Source organism: Burkholderia sp. L27(2015), assembly GCF_009765705.1.
Classification (GTDB): domain Bacteria; phylum Pseudomonadota; class Gammaproteobacteria; order Burkholderiales; family Burkholderiaceae; genus LMUX01.
In genome coordinates, this window is the sequence record NZ_LMUX01000024.1 from 72,402 (window position 1) to 93,972 (window position 21,571).

Genomic DNA, 21,571 nt, shown 5'->3' on the forward strand with positions numbered 1-21,571 from the left:
CGCACGCTTCTGGAACAAAGACGTCGCGCAGGGGGGTAACCTTGCGCTCACTGTCGCTGGAACGGCGTACCAGGTGGGGGTACGCCGTTCCAGTGAGATGAGATTACCACAGGGGATCACTACAGGGGGACGGATTGCCACAGCTGCTGCCGCCCACCCCCCTGTCATTCAACGGAAATCAAGCTGCCTCATAGCCCAGAATGCCCTTGATTTCGAGGTAATCGTCCAGGCCAAACTCGGCGCATTCCCGGCCGTTGCCCGACTGCTTATAGCCGCCGAAAGGAATGCCCACGTCCCACGCGGGATAGTTGATGTAGACATTGCCGGTGCGGACTTGGCGGGCGATCTTTCGGGCGCGTTCGAGATCGCGGGTCTGGATGTAGGTTGCCAGGCCGTAGCGCGTGTCCTCGGCCAGAGCGATTGCTTGTTCGGGCGTCTCGTAGGGCAGGATAGAGAGGACGGGGCCGAATATCTCCTCACGCGCAATCCGCATCTCGGGCCGTACGTTGGCAAAGACGGTCGGCTTGACGTAATACCCGCGTTCGAGGCCGGTCGGGCGCCCCAGGCCGCCGGTCACGAGGTTTGCCCCCTGTGCGATACCGCTCTCGATCAGCGCCTGGATTTTGTCGTACTGGGCCTGGCTGGCCACCGGTCCCATCGTCGTATTGGCGGCATTCGCGGGGCCGACGACATAGGCTTCGGCCGCTCGCTTGGCGATTGCGATTGCCTCGGCCTGCCGATCGACCGGAACGAACATGCGCGACGGCGCGTTACACGACTGTCCGCTGTTCAGATAACAACCCGCCACGCCTTTGGTGACAGCCTGATCGAAATCGGCATCAGGGAAAAGGATGTTGGCTGATTTTCCGCCGAGTTCCTGCTGGACCCGTTTGACCGTGTCGGCGGCGGCTTGGGCGACGAGAATACCAGCGCGGGTTGAGCCCGTGAAGGACATCATGTCCACGTCGGGATGGCTGGCGAGTGCTTGCCCGACATCCGAGCCACGGCCGTTGACGAGATTGAAGACCCCATGCGGGACCCCGGCCTCATCCATGATCTCCGCGAAGATGATGGCGTCGAGGGGGGCTATCTCGCTCGGCTTCAATACCATGGTGCAGCCGGCCGCCAACGCCGGCGCTACCTTGCAGGCAATCTGATTGAGCGGCCAGTTCCACGGCGTAATCATACCGACGACTCCGACCGGCTCCTTGGCGATGAGCGTCGAACCCTTGCTGGATTCGAAGGGATATGTCTTGAGGACCGCGATCATTTTCTTCAACTGAGCGGCGCCCATGCCGACCTGCGCATCGAGCGCAAACTGCTGCGGCGCGCCCATCTCGCGCGATACCGCAAGCCCCAGGTCGCGGGCCCGCTTCTTGTAGATCGCGAACACGGCCTCAAGCAGCTCGATGCGCTCGGCTCGCGTTGCTAATCTAAATGTCTGGAAAGCTCGCTTGGCCGCGATCACCGCCCGGTCCACGTCCGCTTTCGCGCCAAGGGAAATCGTTGCAAATGCGTTCTCATCCGACGGATCGATGACGTCGAAATCGTGAGCAATGAGCGGCCCCACCCAGGTACCGTCAATATAAAACTGCTTGTGGTGCGACATGCTTTCCTCCATGTAAGGGGTAAGGCACACTCGGACAGTGCCGTCTCGAGCGCGCATGCGATCCAGATGCGATGTTGATGGCACTGCTAGGCCGAGTGGGCGGGTAGGGCGCCGATCTGCTGCGTTGAATTCAAATCGTGTTGATCGTATGACTAGGATTTCTAAGGCGAACAATGATGCTGCGCAAGACCTCGCCGTTTAACTTGGCGCGAAGATGGGCGAAATGTGTGTCTATCGTTCTTAGCGAGACGCCATGCGCCCTGGCGATTTCCTTGTCGACCTTGCCCGCTGCGCGCTGGAGCAAGTTCAATAGTTCGGCTTCGGTGGGCGGGACATGGAAAAAAGATTCGATCTCAAGGTGACGTAGCGTTTTCCCGATGGCGATTTTCTTGCCGCAGATATGTTTGTACTGCTCGTAAAGCAGGCGATGGGACAAGCGGTGGGTCAGGTCCTGGCTGAACGTGACGATGCCGAACACGTTGCCGCGCATGCCTATCAGAGGTATTTTCGTTGTAGTCTTGTATGACAAGATGCCGTTTTCGTTTAGATACTTATCAGTATCCTCAACGGCACACTTATTTTTGCGGGATAAGCAGTCCATTCTTCGAATTTTTTCGGCCCACGCGTTGCCTTGCTGCGATCGAGAAAAGTTGAGATCGCGGACGGTCAACCCTATCAATTGGCCCGTGGATGCGAATCCCATCAGGTCGGTGTTGGCTGGGTTGGAAAAAATGTACTTCTCGGATTCCGGTGATTTGACACTCGCTGGCTGGGATGAGGCGTTCATGTAATCGAACAGCAGGCTTTCCGGCAAGTGTTCCGGGTGAGCCAATTTCAAACGTCGCTCAGCGATTTGATGTAGGACCGGCGCGGGGTCTCGATGAAATGAAATTCGTTTATCGCGGGTACTTGTCATGCGACCTCTAATTTTAGGATGTGAGGATCGACCGCTTCATCAATGAAAAGCGAATGAAATCGCTAAAATTAAACGCGGTCAGCCTACTTGGCACCTTGAGTATGGCCTCCATTTTTTTTGGAAAATGCGCGGAAATAAGAATAGGACCATGTGAATTTTGGAGTCTTTCTGCAGCACTTTCACTCTGTTTCCGTATCCTGCCTGGATGGCCAAGATGGATTGATCACTAATCTTTCCCATGATGTAACGAAGAGGTTTTTTCTCGAAATAAAAAACTAATTATTCGTATAACTAAACATTATTTTAAGTAAAGTTAGCTATCCAGATGCGCATCGCATTGGAATGGTTATTTAGCCTTATTTCCAAGTCTTGGTCACTACAGGCTTCGTTGCCCGAAGCGGCGCAAAGCACCGACTCGCTGCCGACCGCTGACGTCGCATCGCAGCAATGCTCCGCTGCCGAGGAGGTTCAAGCACACAACACAGAAGTCGTTCCGGACAGAATCGCAGAGCTACAACGTCTGGTAGAGCAGTTGCGCGACGATATCGACGCGGTGCGTCTCGAGAAACAGGAACCCACGAGACAGTGGGACGTGGTGTTCGCGCTCGTCACAGGATGCGATGTCCCGCCAGGCTCAGGCTGAGCGGGAAAACAGGCGCGCGTGATTCTGGGTTCCGCCGAAGCTGCCATTGCCGCGAATTTCGTCGAAGCGGCAAGGGTTTATGAAACACAACCTGGGGCGCTGCAACTGCGCGCAATGAACATCATTTATGAAACGACCAAGGAGCGTGGCGCGACAATTCTGATGCCAACTTCGATGGTCGACAGTCTGAATCCGACGATCGCGCTTGCGGTTGCCGGAAGCAGTCTTTCCGCAGCCCCGGTCACGCCGCTCAAGACCGCAGCGTAGACCCATCACATCGCAAGAAGGCGTCGTGGAATACAGCCGGTATCTTCGTTTACCTGACCGCAGCGGGCGCGAACGTTTCTGCGATTTCAAGCGTTATTTGGAGAAACCTGTCTATATCTGCGGGTGAATTGCAATGCAGCGGCGAAACACGGACGGCACCGTCGATCCCGAAAGAATCCAGCATACGCTTCGAGTACAAGCTGGATGAAACGCGCTCGTACACGATCACATTGCGCTTTTCGTATTCACGGACGGCCTGCGTCTGGCCGATGTGATCGAAGGCGATCGCGAGGATCAGCTCTCTCTTCGTCAGGTCATCGTGATCCAGAAAAACGGTGACGTGGTCGATGTTCCGCAAACCGGCGACAGCATCGCTGCCATTGAGCATTCGCGCTAACAGCGCTCTTTCGTGCAGCGCGATTCTTTCCATGCCGCAAGCAAACAGCGTTCGACGGTCCGTACTGTCAGCGAACTGACTTCCGAGCCAGCACACGTAATCTACGATCGCAGTTACCACTGCAAATTGCCCAGGCGCAGCGCTGCCGAGCTGCCAGAAATTCGGATTTTTGCCGGCCAGCTTGTGGTGGGGCAGATGGGAGGCCCGTTCCGATAACCACGAGATGCCGGAGCCCCGGCAGCCGAAGAACTTGTAGGGCGCGATGTTGATGCCGTCCACCAGTGTCTTCTGCACATCGATCAAACCGTGAGGCGCATGCTGCACGGCGTCCACAATGATGTATAGATCGGGTTTGATCACTCGGGCCTGCCTGACGATCTCTTCGATGTCTATTTTGGCGCCGGAGATGTTGGACGCGTACATTACGCTCAGCAGGCTGGTCTGCTGGTCCACTAGGCCTACGATCTCTGTCACGTCAATGCCGCCGGTCACCGGGTTGCTCTTGGCGACCCGAAGTTCCTTGCCGAGCCGTTGTGCATACAAGGCCATCGCATCGTAGGACGACGGGTGTTCGAGTACGGTGGTCACCATGTTCGTGCCGGGAATGTTCTCGGCCACCGCACGGACCATATCGAACATCGCGCCTGATGCAGTCAACGACGCATAGACGGTTCCCCCTCGCGCGTTCAGGATCGTGCGTATATCAGCCGTACCCTCCGCCTGCACTTGCTGCAGGTACAAGGCGAGTTCGTGAATGCGCTCCGGGCAATCGGGTATCGCGTCGATCCGGGCGAGCTGTTCAACGGCAGTTTTGAGCCGGAAAGAACCTCCAGCGTTGTCGAAAAACAGTCTTTCTCGGTCATTTAGATCGTGGTCCACGTAGTGGAAGCGATGCTTGACCTCACGCATCAGATCGTCAGAAAAGAGCGTGCCGATGTTGTCGTTCATGACCTGTTTAATCCTGGTTTTATTCACGTATTTGGGGCAATTGTTACCGAACAAAATCGTACAAAATAGCGATTTTTTTTGATGAATTTATATGAGAAAAAGTGATTTTAATTTTGCGACCTCTCTGCAGTTGGCTCTGCGAGGCGCTGGCTGAAGGTTTTGTCGCGGTAAGGATCGAAGGGTGAGCGAGATCAATATGATAAGTATTGTGTTGCTTATATTGCGAGGCCGTAGAATTGATCAGCGGCGGATGGATGGGTTCCGCGAGCACATATCGCCCGCTGCATGGAATGCTGCTCTGTCTACTCGATAAGGTATCCTACCTATTGGAAACATCTCAACCGGCTTGTCTACTTGCACCAGAACCATTTTTTTGTCGCTTTTCAAGCGTCGTTTACACCTGCAGTACCAGCCGGGAAAAATCGCAGTATGTCTGGCACAGACTCGCCACCTCATGGAGGAAATCCACATGCTGGGTACGCAGATACATTGCAGCGTATTGGATCTTCGGCAATGCCGGCGTCGTTTTGGTCGTTCGCAGTGCGCCGTGGGCTATCAAGTGCGACAGGCATTCCCTAGGTAGAAAGCTGACGCCCAGCCCCGAAACGGTCAGGCCGATCTGCGCCACCAGGTTGCTGCACACGACGGTTCTGGGCGTATCGATGCCATGGGCGCGGAACCATTGGCCATAGGCGATGCCCATGCCTGAATCCTTGCCTTGGACAATGAGGGTCTGTTGCGCGATCTCGGTCAGGGTAAATGAGCGTTTGACCGGCATGACGCCATCGGCGTACATCCATGCGTTTCCGACCGCACCCACCGGCATGACAGAAAAGCGCGGGTCATTGAACACATCAGGCACGATGATCAAATCTATCGTGTGATCGGCGAGCCGTTCGTACAGCATGCGGCCCAATCCGACTTCCGGCACGATCTCCAACTGCGGAAAATGCTTGCGCAAACGGTCCACCAGGATAGGCAGCCATGTCAGCGCCGTCAGTTCGGTCACACCGAGCCGCAGCCTGCGGAACGTCGCGTTCTTTGCCCCCAGTTGCATCAGCAGGCCATCGCGCATGGCCAGCAGTTGCCGCGCCGAATGAAGGATCTCCTCGCCTTTGGGCGTCAAGACGGCGGAGCGGCGGCTGCGATCAAAGATCAAGAGACCGAAGCGAATTTCGAGTTCCTGGATGCGCTTTGAAATGGCCGATTGCGTCGTGCTGAGTCGCAAGGCGGCCGCATCGAAACTGCCAAGCTCCGCAATCCAATACAGCGCCTCGACTTGCTTTAGCGTAATCACTGCTCAGCCTTCCTATGCTTTATTGGCTCGATTGGACCCAACTTGATGGCAACCCAATACATGAGAAAAATGAATCATATCAGAAGCAAAAAATTCGCTTTTGGACAAAAATCAATATCGATACTCTTGCAGGAGATGCACGCTATTACGCCGAGAAACAGGCAAGCCCTGAAGGGAAAACCCTGAGTAAGGGCCCAGAGGTTTCGATGTACTTTTCAAGCAGCCTCCTCTTGACTGAATTTGAAGCAACCTCCTCGTGACTGAAAATAGGTGACCATGCTTAAGAAAAATGGATTCAAGACAATTTCCGCGATCTCGCTCGCTTGCGCCGCTTGTCTGGGTTTGATCGGCTCGGCGCACGCCGAAAATAACGCCGACGAGTTCGTGATCAATTCGAAAATCTCGAAGGCGGCCCTCAACCCGGCGGCGGTGGCCGCGCTGCCGAGCGACATCAAGGAAAAAGGAGTTCTGACCATAGGCGGCGAAACCACTCTGCCTCCTTACCTTTATCGCCAGGATGGCGGCATTACCGGTATCGAAGCGGATTTCATGCAGGCGCTCGGCCAAGCGCTAGGCGTCCATATCAAGGTCATCAATACCGATTTCGGGTCCATGGTGATAGGCCTTGCCTCCGGCCGCCTAGACGTGGCGATGTCCGACTTCTCCGACACGCCCGAGCGCGAAAAGCAAGTGACCTTTGTCGACTACACGAAGACGGGCCAGCAATTGATCGTGGCCAAGGGCAATCCTAAGAACATCCATTCCGTAGCAGATCTCTGCGGCACCACTGCAGGTGGACCTGTCGGCAGCCTCTCGCTCGCCATCGCTCAACGGCAGTCAGATGCGTGCACCAAGGCAGGCAAACCGGCGGTAAGTGTTCAGGGCTATCCGTCGGCCAGCGCTTCGAACCTCGCCCTGCAGACCGGACGCATAGACACGATGGGCATCGACTACGCAATCGCGGCCGATGTCGTCAAGACTTCGGGCGGCAAGGCCGAACTGACCGGTGATCTTTTCGAATCCGGACTCCATGGCGCGGCCGTCAGCATCAAGAACGCGCAGCTCGCCAAGGCCTTGCAACTAGCGTTCGCGGGCATTTCCAAGCAAGGGATCGATAAGCAGATTGTCGATTTCTACGGTGTGTCCCAAATGCGGATCGACAGTCCGGTGGTCAATGCCATGCAAGGCAAGAATTAAGACCCGGTAATTGAACTATCGCTACGGTGCCCGCATGTCCGCACCGTAGCGCCAGGCAACGCTGGAAAGGGCAGTCCGGTGAAGGTAATGCCGGTGGCGCCAGATGCTCTGAACGCGAGGGATCCTTCCATGGAAAAGAATGACGAGCGCACTCATCAACTGCGCATTGTTCGCAGCAAACATCCAGTTCAAATAGCGATTGGTGCTGTGGTCTTGATATTGCTGCTCTCGTTTTTATTCCGCATCGCGGACAACGAGAACATGCAATGGCCGGTGATAGGCCATTACCTCTTTGATTCGCACGTGCTGTCCGGCGTACGCGTGACGCTGGTGGTAACCATCGTATGCCAGATTCTGGCGATCATCATAGGCACCTTGATCGCGATGATGAAGCTGTCCAAAAGCCGTATATTCGTGACCATCGCGAACGGGTATCTCTGGTTTTTCCGCGGTACGCCGCTCGTGGTGCAGTTGATCTTCTGGTACAACCTCGCCGCTCTGTTTCCGGTCCTGTTCCTTGGCGTGCCCTTTACAAGCCTGGGCGTCACGCTCGAGACCAACGCGGTGATCTCTGGCTTCACCGCCGCCGTTGTGGGCTTCTCTCTACACGACGGCGCCTATATGGCCGAAATCGTCCGCGCGGGCATCATGTCGGTCGATCCCGGCCAGCGGGAAGCGGCAATCACAACGGGCATGACCGAAAGCCAGGCCATGCGCCGAATCGTCCTCCCGCAGGCCATGCGGGTCATCGTGCCGCCCACGGGCAACCAGGCCATCAATCTCCTGAAGGCGACCGCGCTGGTGGCCTTCATTTCCGGTGGCGACCTGCTGAGCAAGGTCCAGGACATCTACGCCGTCAATTACGCGGTCATGCCGCTGCTCGTCGTGGCCACTATCTGGTATCTCGTGCTCGTTACCGTTGCGACGATAGGTCAATACCATCTCGAACGCACCATAGGCAAGGGATATATCCGGACCAACGGTAAGAAAGGCAGCGCAGCAAAAAGCAACGTGAATATGGGCGTCGCATAGGCATCCATGTGTCGGGCGACATATAGAAAGGTTAACGACAATGGCAGAACCTGAAGCTCCGGTTGTAGAGATAGTCAACGTCAAGAAGCGATTTGGCGACAAGGTTGTGCTCAACGGCATCGATCTCTACGTCATGAAGGGCGAGGTGGTCGCGATTCTCGGCCCTTCGGGCTCCGGAAAATCCACGCTGCTACGGTGCGTCAACCACCTGGAGGAGATGACGAGCGGCTCCATCAAAGTGTGCGGCGACTACATCGGCTACGAACGTCACGGCGACACGCTCAAGGAAATCTTCGGCAAGCGCCTTGCCAGGCAGCGGCAGAAAGTAGGTATGGTGTTTCAGCACTTCAATCTCTACCCCAACAAAACCGCGCTGGGAAACGTCATCGAAGGTCCGCTGCACGTTCTTAAAACGCCCCGGGGGCAAGCCATCACCCGCGGGCGCGAATTGCTCCGGCGGGTCGGGTTGGCCGAGCACATGGACGCTTATCCTTCGGAATTGTCCGGTGGCCAGAAGCAGCGGGTCGCGATAGCTCGAACGCTGGCGATGGATCCGGAGGTCATCCTGTTCGACGAGCCCACTTCCGCGCTGGATCCGGAGTTGGTGAATGAAGTGCTCAACGTGATGAAAGAGGTCGCATCCCTCGGCATATCCATGCTCGTCGTCACGCACGAGGTCGGCTTTGCGCGTGAAGTGTGCAGCCGCGTGGTGTTCATGGCCGATGGCCGCATCGTGGAAGAAGGCCCCGCGCATCAGGTCATAGACAACCCCAAAGAACAGAGAACCCGAGAATTTCTTGGCGTGGTGCCCAGAAAAATGGAGAAAGCAAATTGAATCAGTTCCTACCCTCGATTTCATCCGACGCAGCATTGCGTGTCAGGAGCCAGTCTCTGCGGAGCAAGAACCTGATCTCGGGCGCCACCGACAAAATTTCGCTCGCCATCGGCGAGCCGGACTTCAATACGCCACAAGTAGTCATCGATGCCCAGATACAGGCGATCAGCTCCGGTTATACGCATTATTCCCCGCAAGAAGGCCGCTCCGAGCTCGTGGACGCGATCTTGCAATCGGCGGTCGGCGTTGCTGGTAAGGCCTTTTCGTCCGAGAACATATTGGTCACCCATGGCGGCTCGGCGGGCCTCACCGCGACCATTCTGGGCCTCCTCAATCCTGGGGAGGTGGTGCTGCTGGAGGATCCGACCTACTCCCTCTATGCAGACGCGATCAATCTGGTCGGCGCCAGCGTGAAGCGGTTTTCCAGGGACGCGGATGGAAAGCTCGATTTCGATGTGATCGACAAGGATGCCAAGGGCGCCAAGCTGATCGTCCTATGCCACCCGTCGAATCCGACCGGGGCCGTCATCAGCCTAATCGAATGGGCGTCGTTCGCGGAAATCGCCAGGCGCAACGGCCTTTTCATTCTGTGCGACGAGGCCTACGAAGGACTCACCTACGACAACGTTTTCGTGTCTGCGCTGGACATAGCCGGTCTGGGCGACAACCTCATTGTCTGCCGTACGTTTTCGAAAAAATACGCCATGACCGGATGGCGGCTTGGCTACCTCGTCGGCGAGCCGCGCCTGGTTGCGTCCGCCTCCACGGCCCACCGCACGTTTAATGGCTCCATCAACTCGGCCAACCAGCTCGCAGGCGCGACTGCGCTGCTGAAGGCTGGCGAAGATGCGGAGAAGATGCGACGCGTCTTCCAGAAGCGGCGTGACCTCATGGAATCGTGCCTGCGAAAAATCCCTACCATCCAGTTCAGGCGCTCCGACGGAGCTTTTTATTTCTGGGTGCAGTATCCCAGCAAGTTGGGGACGTCGTTGGAAGTCGCCGCCAAGGCCGCGGAAGCAGGTGTGATGGTCAGGCGCGGCGAGGAGTTCGGCAGCAGCGGCAAGCACGCGCTGAGACTGTCGTATGCCACCGATGAGCGCTCGATCGAAGAAGGTGTGGCGCGATTGGGAGGCCTGCTTTCCTGATTCCTGCCTCTGAAGCAAAAACTGGGTTACCCCTATCGATTGCCGTAACAGTTGCCGGGGACCCGTAGCCATTCTGGCAGCGGGCCAGGGCGATTCATTTTACGGCTCGGATTATGCCGAGTCTTTTTAGGAATACTAAACATGCCAATCGGATTCAAAATTCTCGACCGCAAGCGGGCGGTCAGCGCGGAAGTGGCCAAGCGCTTTGCCAACGTGTCCGTGGCCTGCATCAGCGATGTGATGTCGCGCATGACCGCCGGTGGCCCGAGCTTGCGCCCCATGCATGCCGGCGGCGTACTCTCAGGCCCTGCGTTCACGGTCAAGACCCGCCCGGGCGACAACCTCATGGTGCACAAGGCGCTGACGCTGGCCCAACCGGGCGACGTCATCGTGGTGGACGCCGGCGGCGATCTGACCAATGCCATCATCGGCGAGCTGATGCTGTCCTACGCCATGAAGCGCGGCTTTGCTGGCATGATCATCAACGGCGCCATCCGCGATTCGGACTGGATCAGCAAGCACAATATGCCGGTCTATGCCGCCGGCGTGACTCACCGCGGCCCGTATAAGGACGGCCCCGGCGAGATCAACGTGTCCGTGGCTTTCGGTGGCATGATCGTCGAGCCCGGCGATCTGATCGTAGGCGACGCGGACGGCTTCATGTGCGTGCCCTACGACGATGTCGAGACGGTCTACGCCATGGCCGCGAAGAAGAGCGCAGGCGAGGTCACGATCTTGGAGAACACCCTATCGGGCAAGTTCGACGACAAATCGTGGATCGATGAGTTCTTGCGCCGGTTGGGCTGCGAAGGCCTGTAAAACTCCCCAAGACTGGTGTTCTGAAGGCGTGGTCGTCGTTGCGCAGGACGATGCGCGGTGAACGCCGCGCACGACACACCCATCAAGATTCGTCAGGTCAAGTATCTGAACAACGTGGATGAGCAGGACCATCGGGCCATCAAACGCATCATCCGACCGATCAAAGGTCCCTTGAGCGGCAGCCCGACGCAGGCTGTGCGAACGTCGGCGCTACAGGTCCTGCTGAACAGGTCCAACTAAAGAGCCAAATTTAAAAGCCCCAACTTAAAGACTTGAGCTGGCACCTGGGGCGGCCGGCACTGCGTTAAGCGTATCGATCAGTGCCGCTGCGATCCCGCCGCGCCCGAATGACGCCCGTTGAATCATACCTATGGTACGCAACACAGGTGGCGAGGACAACGGCAACAAATGAAGCGACGCATCATGCTGCCAACCGGCATGATGCAGCTGCGGCAAGACAGCCACGCCCACATTGTTGCGCACCAGCGCCACTATGGTTTCGATTGAGTTCAGCTCCAGGTATTCATTCACGGTCAGCCCCAACTGATGCAGAGCCTGGTCGATCACGCGGCCAGTGCGCACGCGCCGGTCGAAGCGCAGAAACCCGTGGCTGTGCAAAATGTGCTGGATATCGGTATCGCTTATCTTGCGGCTGACCACCAACATCAGCGGTTCGGTATACAACGTGGTCCATTTCAGACTGTCCGGCAATGCGTCGTCGGGCGTGGCTACCACCGCAGCAATATCCACTTCGCCGTTTTGCACCATCGTCGCCAATTCGTCTGACCGCGCCGACAGCAAGCGCGCATCGAGACGCGGATGTGCGGTCTTGAGCTTCGCGACGGCCATCGACAAGGCCCCGATCACCGAAACCACTGCGGCAATTGTCACGGGCCCTTGCAGGGCATCGGCGGAAGTGGTTTCAAGTTCTGCCAGCAGTTCAAGAATTTGTTCGACCTTTGCCACAATTTCCATACCCTGCCGGCTCAGCGCGACCTGGCGCGCGCTACGGTCGAATAACTGGCGGCCCAGCGCCTGTTCGAGCCCCCGCATCTGCAGGCTTACGGCGGCCTGCGTCAGGGACACTTTCTCTGCCGCTGCAGCAAACGAACCACTTCTTGCAACGGCGCGGAATGTCTTCAACATACGTATGGTCGACATGTCTTACTCAATTTAATTTTATGTATTAAAAAGAAATATTAATATTTCTTGATCTCAACGTGTTCATATAATTGCTGAGTGGTTCGCCCAAGACGACAACGGGGCGCATCGGCCTTTACGACAACCTTACAAATCGACTCCCTCGTGACCCAATTCAACTGGCAAAACCCTTACCCCACCCAGCGCCTGCCTGTTTTCGCGCGCAACATCGTTTCCACCTCCCACCCCCTGGCAGCGCAGGCTGGACTGCGCATGTTGTGGAAAGGTGGCAACGCCGTGGATGCAGCGATCGCAGCAGCGGCAGCCATTACCGTGGTGGAACCTGTGTCTTGCGGGCTCGGTGGCGATGCCTTTGCGCTAGTGTGGGATGGTGCCAAATTGCATGGCCTGAATGCATCGGGCGTGTCGCCGGCGGCCTGGAATGTCGACTATTTCAAGCGCAAGTACGGCGAGGAAAACGGCTTGGCCAAGCAGCCCAAGCGCGGCTGGGATGCCGTGACGGTGCCTGGCGTGATTGCCGGCTGGGAAGCATTGCACGAAAAATTCGGCTCGCTGCCGTTTGCCGATCTGATGGAGCCTGCCATCGAAATCGCCGAGCGAGGGCATGCCGTAGCCAGCATCGTCGCCTACAAATGGGCGGCCGCCGTGCCTGAACTCAAGGATATGCCCGGCTTTGCCGACACGTTTATGCCGCGCGGTCGTGCCCCGCTGGTCAGCGAGTTGGTGCGTATGCCGGGCCACGCCAAGACCTTGCGCAAGCTGGCCGCGCTGGGCCCGCGCGCTTACTACGAAGGTGAGATCGCCGAGCAGATTGCCGCCTTCTCCCGCGAGGGCGGCGGCGCAATGACCCTGGACGATTTGCGTAACTATCGGGCCGAATGGGTCGAGCCGATTGCCAAGAATTACCGGGGCTATACCGTGCACGAGATCCCGCCAAACGGGCAGGGGATTGCAGCGCTGATCGCGCTGGGGATTTTGGAAAAATTCGATCTCGGCGCGCTGCCGTTGGACAATATCGAATCGCAACATCTGCAGATCGAAGCCATGAAGCTGGCGTTCGCCGATGTCTACCGGTACGTGGCCGATCCGCGCTCCATGGATGTCACGCCTGAGCAGATGCTGGACGATGCCTACCTCACGGCGCGCGCCAAAATGATCGATCCAAAGCGCGCCACGCAGTTCGACTTCGGCATGCCCAAGGCAGGCGGCACGATCTATATGTCGGTGGCCGACGAACGCGGCATGATGGTCAGCTTCATCCAATCCAACTATATGGGCTTCGGCTCAGGCATCGTGGTGCCCGATAGCGGTATTGCGATGCAGAACCGCGGCTGCGGTTTTTCGATGGATCCGAAATCGCCCAATGTGGTCGCCGGCGGAAAACGGCCGTTTCACACCATCATCCCGGCCTTCCTGACGCAGCAGGTAGACGGCAAACAGGAAGCCGTGATGAGCTTCGGCGTGATGGGTGGTGACATGCAACCGCAAGGCCATTTGCAATCGGTCGTGCGCATGCTCGATTACGGTCAGCAACCGCAGGCTGCCTGCGACGCGCCGCGCTGGAAGGTGAACCGCGATTTCACGGTCGATGTGGAAGCAACGCTCAACCCGCAGACCACACGTGCGTTGCAGGATCTCGGTCACGTCATCAAATCGATCGAGGATCCGTATATGGATTTCGGCTCGGGCCAATATATCTGGAAGCTCGATCGCAATGAACCCGAGCGCGGCTATGTCGCCGCCAGCGACAGCCGTCGCGACGGTTTGGCTGCAGGCTTCTGAGCCCGGTGCCGAAGGAAACTCCATGAACCAAACCCTGACACCGAGCGCACCTCCCGTTGCGCGTGGTCCGACGCACGCAGCCGCAGCCTATGTCGCGCCCGCGCCGCTATCGAAGGCAAAGATACGCCGCATCGTATTTTCATCTTCGGTGGGTAATGCGCTCGAGTGGTTCGATTTTCTCGTCTACGGCTTTTTCGCCACGCTGATCGCCAAGCAATTCTTTCCTTTGCAAAACGAGTGGTTATCTACCCTGCTGACCATTGCCACGTTCGGCATTTCGTTTTTGATGCGGCCGCTGGGTGCAGTGGTGCTGGGCATTTACGGCGACCGCAAGGGGCGCAAGGCGGCCCTGACGCTGGCCATAGGGCTGATGATGATAGGCACCTTTGCGATGGCCGTGATGCCACCCTATGCGTCGATCGGTATGGCTGCGCCCATCTTGATCCTGGTGGCGCGGCTGATACAGGGTTTCGCCGTGGGCGGGGAGTTCGGCAGCGCCACCGCTTTCATGGTGGAACATAGCCCCACGCGGCGGGGCTATTTCGCCAGTTGGCAGTTCGCCAGCCAAGGCCTGGCGGCGATCATGGCCGCCGCGTTTGGCGCCTTGCTGACCGGCTGGATGCCAGCGCAGCCGCTGGCCAGCTGGGGTTGGCGCATTCCCTTCGTGTTCGGCTTGATCATTGGGCCGGTGGGTTATTACATTCGGGCGCATCTGGACGAGACTCCCGAGTTTTTGGCGGCCGCGCACGAGAAAAGTGCGGCCGGCGAAAGCAGCAGCGCGGGCGTGTCGTTCAACAATCAGTGGGTGAATCTGCTGCTGGCCGTGGGTATCGTGGCGCAATCGACGGTGGGCGTGTATGTGCTGCAACTCTACATGCCCATGTATGCGGTGAAGCAGTTGCATATGGCAGCGGCGGCTTCCTTTGGCGTGGTAGTGCTCAACGGCGGTCTGCAATTTTTGCTCTCGCCCGTGATGGGCGCGCTATCCGATCGCATCGGCCGCATCCGCATCATGTTGACCACATCCATTCTGATGGGTGCGTTGATCTATCCGATGTTTGCCTTGTTGCAGACCCACCCGACCATAGGCATGCTCTTGCTGCTGCAAGGTATGGCGGGTATTTTCAAGGCTGCGTATTCCGGTCCCATGCCGGCGCTGATGTCGGAGATCTTTCCGATGCGGGTGCGCTCGACGGGCCTGTCGGTGGCGTATAGCGTGGGCGTAACGATCTTTGGCGGCTTTGCCCCCACCATTGTGGAAACCTTTATCCATCTCACAGGCGATAAGCTGGCGCCCGCCTATTACGTGCTGACGGCCGCAGTGCTATCGGGCCTGTCGCTGATCGTGGTGGCTATTCGCATGCGAGGTAAAGACTCCGGCGCCGCCCATGGCGCGCCGGCTGCAACGGCGCGCCGCACTGCAGTTTGAGTGTAAGGTTTAATTGAGGCTTGGGGCGGTAGCGCCCCAAGCTTTTACTGCCACAGGCTTTTGCAACCCGGCACCTCAGACGTGCGGGCGCGATACGACGGGCTGGGCTGCACTGGCCTGGGCGGGCGCACATCGAGACGCATCAGCCATGTCATGAAAAACGCCACGACCAACAGCGCCGCCAAAAACAATAAGCCCGTGCTGGCACTGCTGCCTGTGCCCTTGATATAGCGGATCGCAAACGGCCCCACGAAGCCGCACAGATTGCCGATCGAATTGTTCACGGCAATCGAAACCGCTGCGCTCATCACGGGCGCAAGCGATGAACCGACGCCGGCACCCCGGGTATTCGTGCGTTTCGCACGCGATGTCGGTGCCCAACCGTTGAGTTGCACAATTTTGTTCCTGATCATGGATTGACGCGGTGGGCTTGCATTTGTCAGTGGGAACCAGTTTTCCGCAAAATGGTTTAAGTGAAATTGTTCCCGCACCTGACAATTTAAGCAAATTTGTAGATTTGTCGACGCTGCCCCATACCTACAGTGCCGCCTGGATCAACAAGCGACGACTGTAGCTTGCGGCGGTGGGGGCACGGCCAGCAACGATCCAATTGCGCTGCCGGTAGTCGTGCTGAAAACGGGGTTACCGCGTAAGGTGGTAAAACTCCTTATTTTCGCCAGCGCTCGATGACCTGGGCGAACTTAACATCACGCCATTGTTCCTTCCATTCCTTATGAACCTTAACGCTTTGCGAATGAGGTTCGGGGACCGGTAACGGCATCTTTATGACTGCTGGCAGCAGCACAGCGTCACCGACCACCACGCATTCGCCAGGAGCCAGATTCGGGAGGATCTCCGTGATCGCATTAGCGTTATCGGGAAAGAGCCTGCGCACGTAAGTCTGATCCGCGTCGTTCGTCAGGCGCAGTGCCATGAAGTTGTTGCACTGGGCAAATATCGTCTCCGACACTTCCGACGGCCGTTGGCTGACAACCATAAGGCTCAAACCGTATTTCCGCCCCTCTTTTGCTATCCGCTCGATGGACTTGCGGGAGGCGCGATAGGCTACATGGTCGTTACGTGGAACGTAGTTGTGCGCCTCTTCGCATACGAGCATGACCGGGATGTCATTGAGCTTGCCTTGGGCATGCTGCAACTTGGAATAGTGGAAACAGAAGTCGAAGATGAGACGAGAAATTAGGCTGACGGTGATGCTGAGAACCTCGAAAGGAACGCCGCTCAGGTCCACGATAGTAACGTTCGCCTTGTCGAGGTAGCCGATGAACTGCTTCATCAGTGTCTCAAAGTCCGCGGTGACATGGGCGTGACCGTCAGCCTTCTTTGCGTTCAAAAGAAACCGGAGGCGCTTATCGGCTAATTTCGCCTCCAGTCGGGAAACGAACCTGTTGAACTCTCCGTTGAATGGCCCATTAGTCGCTCTGGTTGCCGCCGCGCTGGAGTTTGCAATGAAGTCGTGGATCTTGTCGAAATAGACCTTCCGATCGGTCACTAAATTCCCGTCGACCAGCTTAGGCTTGTCTTCACCGGCCAGTCGTCCGATAACTTCGCGATTTAGATTTTCTATGAAATAGTAGACCTCTTTGATCGAGAAATAAACCGGGGTGTCATAAGTGACCTCTTGAACACTCGGATTGTGCTTTTCCTTATTTAGTACAACAGCATGCTTGAACTGACTAACCTGATTATGAGAGTTTGCCTCATTGCTCTCGATGAACATGCTCTCCAGCTCTTCCGAATTCATCAGCCAGTATGGAAGCTGGAGAGAATCAATGTCGAGTCGACTCAAGGTAAAGGTCTCTTCTTTTTCCAGAGTAAACGCCGCAGTGTACTCGTCGTGAATGTCAAATATTACGACGTGGGAGTTATTTTGCTTTTCCTTATTTGTATTTTTGCTCTGAGAAATGCCAACGACCTCCTGCAGCACGCTCGCGACCGTGCATGACTTACCAGAGCCAGTCGAACCGACAACGGCGATGTGCTTGCTAAAGAATCTGTTGCCATTGATCATCAGATCGATGGTCTTGTTCATCGAGAGTTTTCCAAGTGGAAAATCGTGATCGCCATCGGCCGAGAACATTTTGTCGAGAGTGTCTTTTTCCGCAATGAATGCATGCTCAGTCGGTACGGGCAAAAGGAGGCTGCCACGGTCAAACGTCTTGTCTTCGACTAAGCTGCCGATCGCCTGGCACTCAATCTGGAAGCTCCAAATTAGTTTTCCATCTGACGAAATATTGTTTGTACCCTTAATGTTCAAAATGGTGGCAATCGTAAAATCGTGATTACCCTGTGCAATTTTCAAGAAGCGACCTACTTGCAGCCCGTCTTTATTTTTTTCGAATGCTTCAAGATTATCGACTGCAACAGTTATCGCTTCCGGTGCGCATGAGAGTACAGATCCAATTTTAATAGGCATTGCTTATCCTCATCATGTATTTGATTTCATCGAATTTTTCGGCGCCGAGGATTTCCAGGTTTACATCCTTAACGTCGACATTTGTGATGTCTCCATGGCCGATGACAAAAAAATCGTCTGCCTTGGTTTTAAGAGGGAGATTTTTGTAATCATCCCATCGGATAAATCGTAAAACAAATTCTTTTTTATCTTTCTGAACCATTGGCTCGCGAAAAAAATAAATGTCTGAAAACATTTTTACCGGTCGCCCGAGATTTGGAAAAATGTCTTTTCCAATTAATCGCTCCGCAATCCCATCGAATACATCTTGTGGAACATCTAAGGCAAAAATTGGCGTCTGCGTATGCGCAAGTTTGAAATGGTATTTATCAATGAATGATTTTATGAAAATAACAATTTGGTCATCGAAATTCTCAAGAAACGCCGGAAATATCACTAAATGACGCAAACGAGCATTAGCGTTTAAGTTTTCTTTAAGCTGCTGGCGCCGTGTTTCTATGATTTTCTGTCGCGTCTTTAGCGCAAGCGTCCATTGTGAGATCGCAGTGGACCTAATTTTTCGTAACGATTCAAAAAAATCCTTTTTTGTAATTTTTCTCATTTTCACATCATGCTTGATACTGAGATCAGCAATAATTTGAATGGCATTTGGGTAGAATAGAGTTTCAATTTCTCCCTTGGTGAAGCCAAAAACTTCAAGCTGCTTATAATTTTCTTCCATCAATTCGTCATACTTGGGCGTGACAGAAACGGAAAACACCTTAAGAAATTTATCGATATCGACGTCGGCGACTTCTGCGATCAAATCCTTCAAATCCTTGTTTTTCGAATTTAGCGCACCATTGATGTCCTTTACTGTTATATCAACAATCGGATTGCCAGGAAAGTGTGCGAATATGTGATATTTTATTTTGGCATCTTGGTTGGATTTAAAGTGCTTCATCATCTGAAGCAATGGGTGATATAAAATGCTTGGGCCGTATTTATCTTTTGTCTCGTGGTATTTGCACTGAATGGCTTTGGTCCCTGCAAAGGTCGCCACCTCGATATCTTCGACAATTCCTTCGATAGTAATTACTGCGTCATCCGCTGCCTTAAGCAGTTCAGAGAGCGTTTGATTGAATTGGTACAGAAAACCCTGGATTGTGTAGTCCGCCGAACGGCTCATTGTGATTTTTTTCAGGTTGAAGATAATCAACGCTATCAGCAATTGCAGTGGGTGTCACCACCTGTTACCAAATAGGGGCCAGATATAAATTCTGTTGGAGGAAAGATAGTAAGTATCGTGATCGACCAGCGCCGTCCGTGGGGTAACTAAGGCTCGACAAGCTTTCGGCATTGAATAGCCACAATCGTAAAAACTGGATGACCACTCGGGGGCCAGCAGTGTTTCACATGCGTCCCCTTGATCGTAATCGGACCCATCGAAATACTCACCGTCTTGCATTTCTGTAATCACCTACTATTGTTAGTGCTATCTCGGACGTAGGGTTTTGCCCATTCGGGAGTGCACATGGCAGACGAAGAGTTTGAAGGGCGATCGCAATATTCGCGACGGGTTATTAACGGGCAAAGCATCGATATCTCTCATTGGGCCACACCAGACGAGGGTGCGATGCAAGGAGAGCGGCGTACGCTCTACTTCGCCCGTAAGCAGGCTATCTATCTTTATCTTTCGGGCACGTCGGAAGAAGCGATCAAACGAGTTACGTCTCTCGGCGCAAAACATGCTTATCGCTTAATCAGGGAGCGATGCCTAGAAACACACTCGGACGGTCGTCCATACGGGTGGCGAGGAATCGTGCCATGGCTAAGGCTGAAGCCGTACCGCCGTCGTATCAAGGTCCACATCGACCGGTTCGGTTCAGGTGGTGCCGGTGCGCTGCAAGCGCTTCTCGATTGCCATCCGGATTTGCAGCAGGCGTTCGAGGCCCGTATCCGGACCAGCTATTCAGGCAAGCGACTGGTTGAGGCCAGGCACTCGCACAAGCGCCACTGCGACTGGCTCATCAATCAGCTACGGGACCTTGGCTACGAAGCTAGGGGAGAGTGGCCCTTCAACACATCGAGTCGGGGCTATTACTCGGTTCGGCGCCACATCGAGACAGTACTAGCAGCAAATCCGCGTGCTCTGGCCTCAGTAACCGGTGGCCCGGATTTGGTTGCGAAGCTAAAAACTGGCGATGGTAGTAACCGTCCCGTGCTGAAATTCATGCAACGCGTCGAGATGGACGCGCACAAGCTCGACGGCCGTTTCTGTGTATCGCTTCCGCTCGCCGACGGGGATTTTCAAGAAAAGATCGTCCATCGACTCTGGGTCATCGTGATCCTGGAAGTCGTCTCGCGAGCCGTACTCGGATATTTCTTCAGTATGCGGCGGGAGGTATCGAGTGACGACGTGGTGCGTGCTATCAAGCGGGCATTGTGCCGGTGGAGCTTGCGGCCGATCAGCTTCTGCGACACCCCATACCTTCCAGAAGCCGGGCTACTTTCATCTCGTGGCGAGCATTTTGTTGGTCTTTGCTGGGATGAAACCAGTGTGGACGGAGCCCTCGCGGAAACATGCCAGCGTGTGCGCAGCGTGCTGCATGATGCTGTCGGTTCGACACTACTAGAACCACGTAGCGCATTTTCCAAACGTCACAGTAAGGATGATCGACCATTCATCGAATCATTTTTCCGCAATTTGGCAGGCAAGGGTTTTCAACGTCTGTCAAATACAACAGGTGCTAAGCCTAGAGATCGAAAGGGAAAGGCTCCCGAAGACGTCGCGCTCGCCAGTCGTTTCCAGTACGAATATGCGGAGGAACTGTTGGATGTGTTGATTGCTAACTATAACGCCACGCCACATCGTGGGATCGGCAATCGGAGGCCACTAGCCTATGCAGAGTTCCTTTACCGGAATTCGCAAGCGCCGTTTCGACAAGCCGACCCGGCACGTGTTGAATCGTTGTTCAGCATACGAAAACGTTGCGTTGTCCGGGGCGGGGCTGCAACTGGAAGGGCACCATTCGTGGAATTTTTTTACGCCAGATATACGAATGAGATCCTGCACAACCGGCACGATCTCGTCGGCTCCGAAATCTGGGTGGTATGTCACAAAGAAAACGACTGCAGAGTCGCCATGGCATCCACGATGAACGGTATGTCGCTTGGCATTCTGCGAGCAGCGCCACCCTGGAATGTGTCACCCCACAACCTCACGGTCCGCACGGCAATCAGCCAGGCATATTCACGGGGACAGTTTTCGCTCCCGGCCGGTGGAGATGCGATCGAAACTTTTATGAACTTTGTAGAAAGTCAACCGCATCGCAAACTACCTGTGCATCCAGCCTATCTTGAGGCGCGTCGAATTCTGTCGGAAGCAGCAGAACAATCGATCGGCGAGCGCATGCTGAATGACGCTATGACCAAGAGCAGGGGGACGGCGTCACCTCATGGCACTAAACCCATAACGAAGATTAACTCTTCTGGCAAGAATACTCCCGGTGGCGGTGCCCAGTTAACCTCAGGGTCAAACAATACCGTTCATTCTAGCCGGCGTGTTCTGTACGACCGATCACACGCGGAAGCAGCCATCAGACAGATCGCTGATTAGCTGACCATTCAGGGTCGAGTGCGGAAGTTCACCGTGGGACCACGGGCGCCCAGAAGGAGACA

Annotated in this window: 18 protein-coding genes and 2 pseudogenes; 12 read left to right on the plus strand and 8 right to left on the minus strand. The window is 55.5% G+C overall.

Translation table 11 applies throughout. The annotated features are described in order from the left end of the window. Positions 1-178 precede the first annotated feature (178 nt). Both GSQ77_RS26650 and GSQ77_RS26655 read right to left on the minus strand, forming a co-directional pair. Positions 179-1,609, minus strand: coding sequence for an aldehyde dehydrogenase family protein (locus GSQ77_RS26650; RefSeq protein ID WP_158906737.1), 1,431 nt, complete (start codon positions 1,607-1,609; stop codon positions 179-181). Positions 1,610-1,739: 130 nt separating this feature from the next. After that, entirely contained in the window at positions 1,740-2,525 is a 786-nt protein-coding gene (locus tag GSQ77_RS26655; protein ID WP_158906739.1) for a LuxR C-terminal-related transcriptional regulator, read from the minus strand. Positions 2,526-2,850: 325 nt separating this feature from the next. On the opposite strand from GSQ77_RS26655, the gene GSQ77_RS26660 reads away from it, so the two are divergent. Together GSQ77_RS26660 and GSQ77_RS26665 are read left to right on the plus strand one after the other, a co-directional pair. Continuing rightward, positions 2,851-3,168, plus strand: a complete 318-nt coding sequence (locus GSQ77_RS26660) for a hypothetical protein (RefSeq protein ID WP_158906741.1) — start codon at positions 2,851-2,853, stop codon at positions 3,166-3,168. Continuing rightward, positions 3,131-3,435 (plus strand): annotated as a pseudogene (locus GSQ77_RS26665) (slipin family protein); the annotation flags it as partial. The gene GSQ77_RS26660 and the pseudogene GSQ77_RS26665, both read left to right, overlap by 38 nt. Positions 3,436-3,484: 49 nt before the next feature. Here GSQ77_RS26665 and GSQ77_RS26670 read toward each other — a convergent pair. Together GSQ77_RS26670 and GSQ77_RS26675 are read right to left on the minus strand one after the other, a co-directional pair. Next, complete coding sequence (locus GSQ77_RS26670) at positions 3,485-4,780, minus strand: aminotransferase class V-fold PLP-dependent enzyme (RefSeq protein WP_158906743.1); 1,296 nt, start codon at positions 4,778-4,780, stop codon at positions 3,485-3,487. A gap of 394 nt (positions 4,781-5,174) precedes the next feature. Then, on the minus strand, positions 5,175-6,077 hold the full coding sequence (locus GSQ77_RS26675) for a LysR family transcriptional regulator (protein WP_158906745.1): 903 nt from the start codon (positions 6,075-6,077) through the stop codon (positions 5,175-5,177). Between the two features lie 14 nt (positions 6,078-6,091). On the opposite strand from GSQ77_RS26675, the gene GSQ77_RS26680 reads away from it, so the two are divergent. From GSQ77_RS26680 to GSQ77_RS26710, 7 genes and pseudogenes are all read left to right on the plus strand, one after another. Then, positions 6,092-6,337, plus strand: coding sequence for a hypothetical protein (locus tag GSQ77_RS26680; RefSeq protein WP_158906747.1), 246 nt, complete (start codon positions 6,092-6,094; stop codon positions 6,335-6,337). A 16-nt stretch (positions 6,338-6,353) separates the two neighbouring features. Further along, entirely contained in the window at positions 6,354-7,274 is a 921-nt protein-coding gene (locus tag GSQ77_RS26685) for an ABC transporter substrate-binding protein (protein WP_158906749.1), read from the plus strand. Between the two features lie 129 nt (positions 7,275-7,403). Beyond that, positions 7,404-8,306, plus strand: a complete 903-nt coding sequence (locus GSQ77_RS26690; protein ID WP_158906751.1) for an amino acid ABC transporter permease — start codon at positions 7,404-7,406, stop codon at positions 8,304-8,306. Positions 8,307-8,346: 40 nt separating this feature from the next. Next, on the plus strand, positions 8,347-9,141 hold the full coding sequence (locus GSQ77_RS26695; protein ID WP_158906753.1) for an amino acid ABC transporter ATP-binding protein: 795 nt from the start codon (positions 8,347-8,349) through the stop codon (positions 9,139-9,141). Then, positions 9,138-10,286, plus strand: a complete 1,149-nt coding sequence (locus tag GSQ77_RS26700; protein ID WP_158906755.1) for a pyridoxal phosphate-dependent aminotransferase — start codon at positions 9,138-9,140, stop codon at positions 10,284-10,286. The genes GSQ77_RS26695 and GSQ77_RS26700 overlap by 4 nt, the downstream gene beginning before the upstream one ends. Before the next feature lie 141 nt (positions 10,287-10,427). Next, positions 10,428-11,105: an RraA family protein gene (locus GSQ77_RS26705; protein WP_158906757.1), complete on the plus strand. Its 678-nt coding sequence runs from the start codon at positions 10,428-10,430 to the stop codon at positions 11,103-11,105. A gap of 54 nt (positions 11,106-11,159) precedes the next feature. Continuing rightward, positions 11,160-11,273 (plus strand): annotated as a pseudogene (locus GSQ77_RS26710) (IS6 family transposase); the annotation flags it as partial. 96 nt (positions 11,274-11,369) lie between these two features. Here the strand turns inward: GSQ77_RS26710 and GSQ77_RS26715 are convergent. Beyond that, the gene (locus tag GSQ77_RS26715; protein WP_158906759.1) at positions 11,370-12,266 is read right to left on the minus strand and encodes a LysR substrate-binding domain-containing protein; all 897 of its coding nucleotides are present in this window, start codon (positions 12,264-12,266) and stop codon (positions 11,370-11,372) included. Positions 12,267-12,410: 144 nt separating this feature from the next. On the opposite strand from GSQ77_RS26715, the gene GSQ77_RS26720 reads away from it, so the two are divergent. Continuing rightward, on the plus strand, positions 12,411-14,048 hold the full coding sequence (locus tag GSQ77_RS26720; protein ID WP_158906761.1) for a gamma-glutamyltransferase family protein: 1,638 nt from the start codon (positions 12,411-12,413) through the stop codon (positions 14,046-14,048). A gap of 22 nt (positions 14,049-14,070) precedes the next feature. After that, the gene (locus GSQ77_RS26725; RefSeq protein WP_158906763.1) at positions 14,071-15,477 is read left to right on the plus strand and encodes an MFS transporter; all 1,407 of its coding nucleotides are present in this window, start codon (positions 14,071-14,073) and stop codon (positions 15,475-15,477) included. 44 nt (positions 15,478-15,521) lie between these two features. On the opposite strand, the gene GSQ77_RS26730 is transcribed toward GSQ77_RS26725, so the two are convergent. The 3 genes from GSQ77_RS26730 to GSQ77_RS26740 all read right to left on the minus strand — a co-directional run bounded on the left by GSQ77_RS26730 (position 15,522) and on the right by GSQ77_RS26740 (position 19,109). Continuing rightward, positions 15,522-15,890: a hypothetical protein gene (locus GSQ77_RS26730; RefSeq protein WP_367889701.1), complete on the minus strand. Its 369-nt coding sequence runs from the start codon at positions 15,888-15,890 to the stop codon at positions 15,522-15,524. A 254-nt stretch (positions 15,891-16,144) separates the two neighbouring features. Continuing rightward, complete coding sequence (locus tag GSQ77_RS26735) at positions 16,145-17,911, minus strand: ATP-binding protein (protein WP_158906771.1); 1,767 nt, start codon at positions 17,909-17,911, stop codon at positions 16,145-16,147. Beyond that, on the minus strand, positions 17,901-19,109 hold the full coding sequence (locus tag GSQ77_RS26740; RefSeq protein WP_254067838.1) for a hypothetical protein: 1,209 nt from the start codon (positions 19,107-19,109) through the stop codon (positions 17,901-17,903). Before GSQ77_RS26740 ends, GSQ77_RS26735 begins: the two co-directional genes overlap by 11 nt. A gap of 315 nt (positions 19,110-19,424) precedes the next feature. On the opposite strand from GSQ77_RS26740, the gene GSQ77_RS26745 reads away from it, so the two are divergent. Further along, positions 19,425-21,509, plus strand: a complete 2,085-nt coding sequence (locus GSQ77_RS26745; RefSeq protein WP_254067839.1) for a hypothetical protein — start codon at positions 19,425-19,427, stop codon at positions 21,507-21,509. Positions 21,510-21,571: the final 62 nt, after the last annotated feature.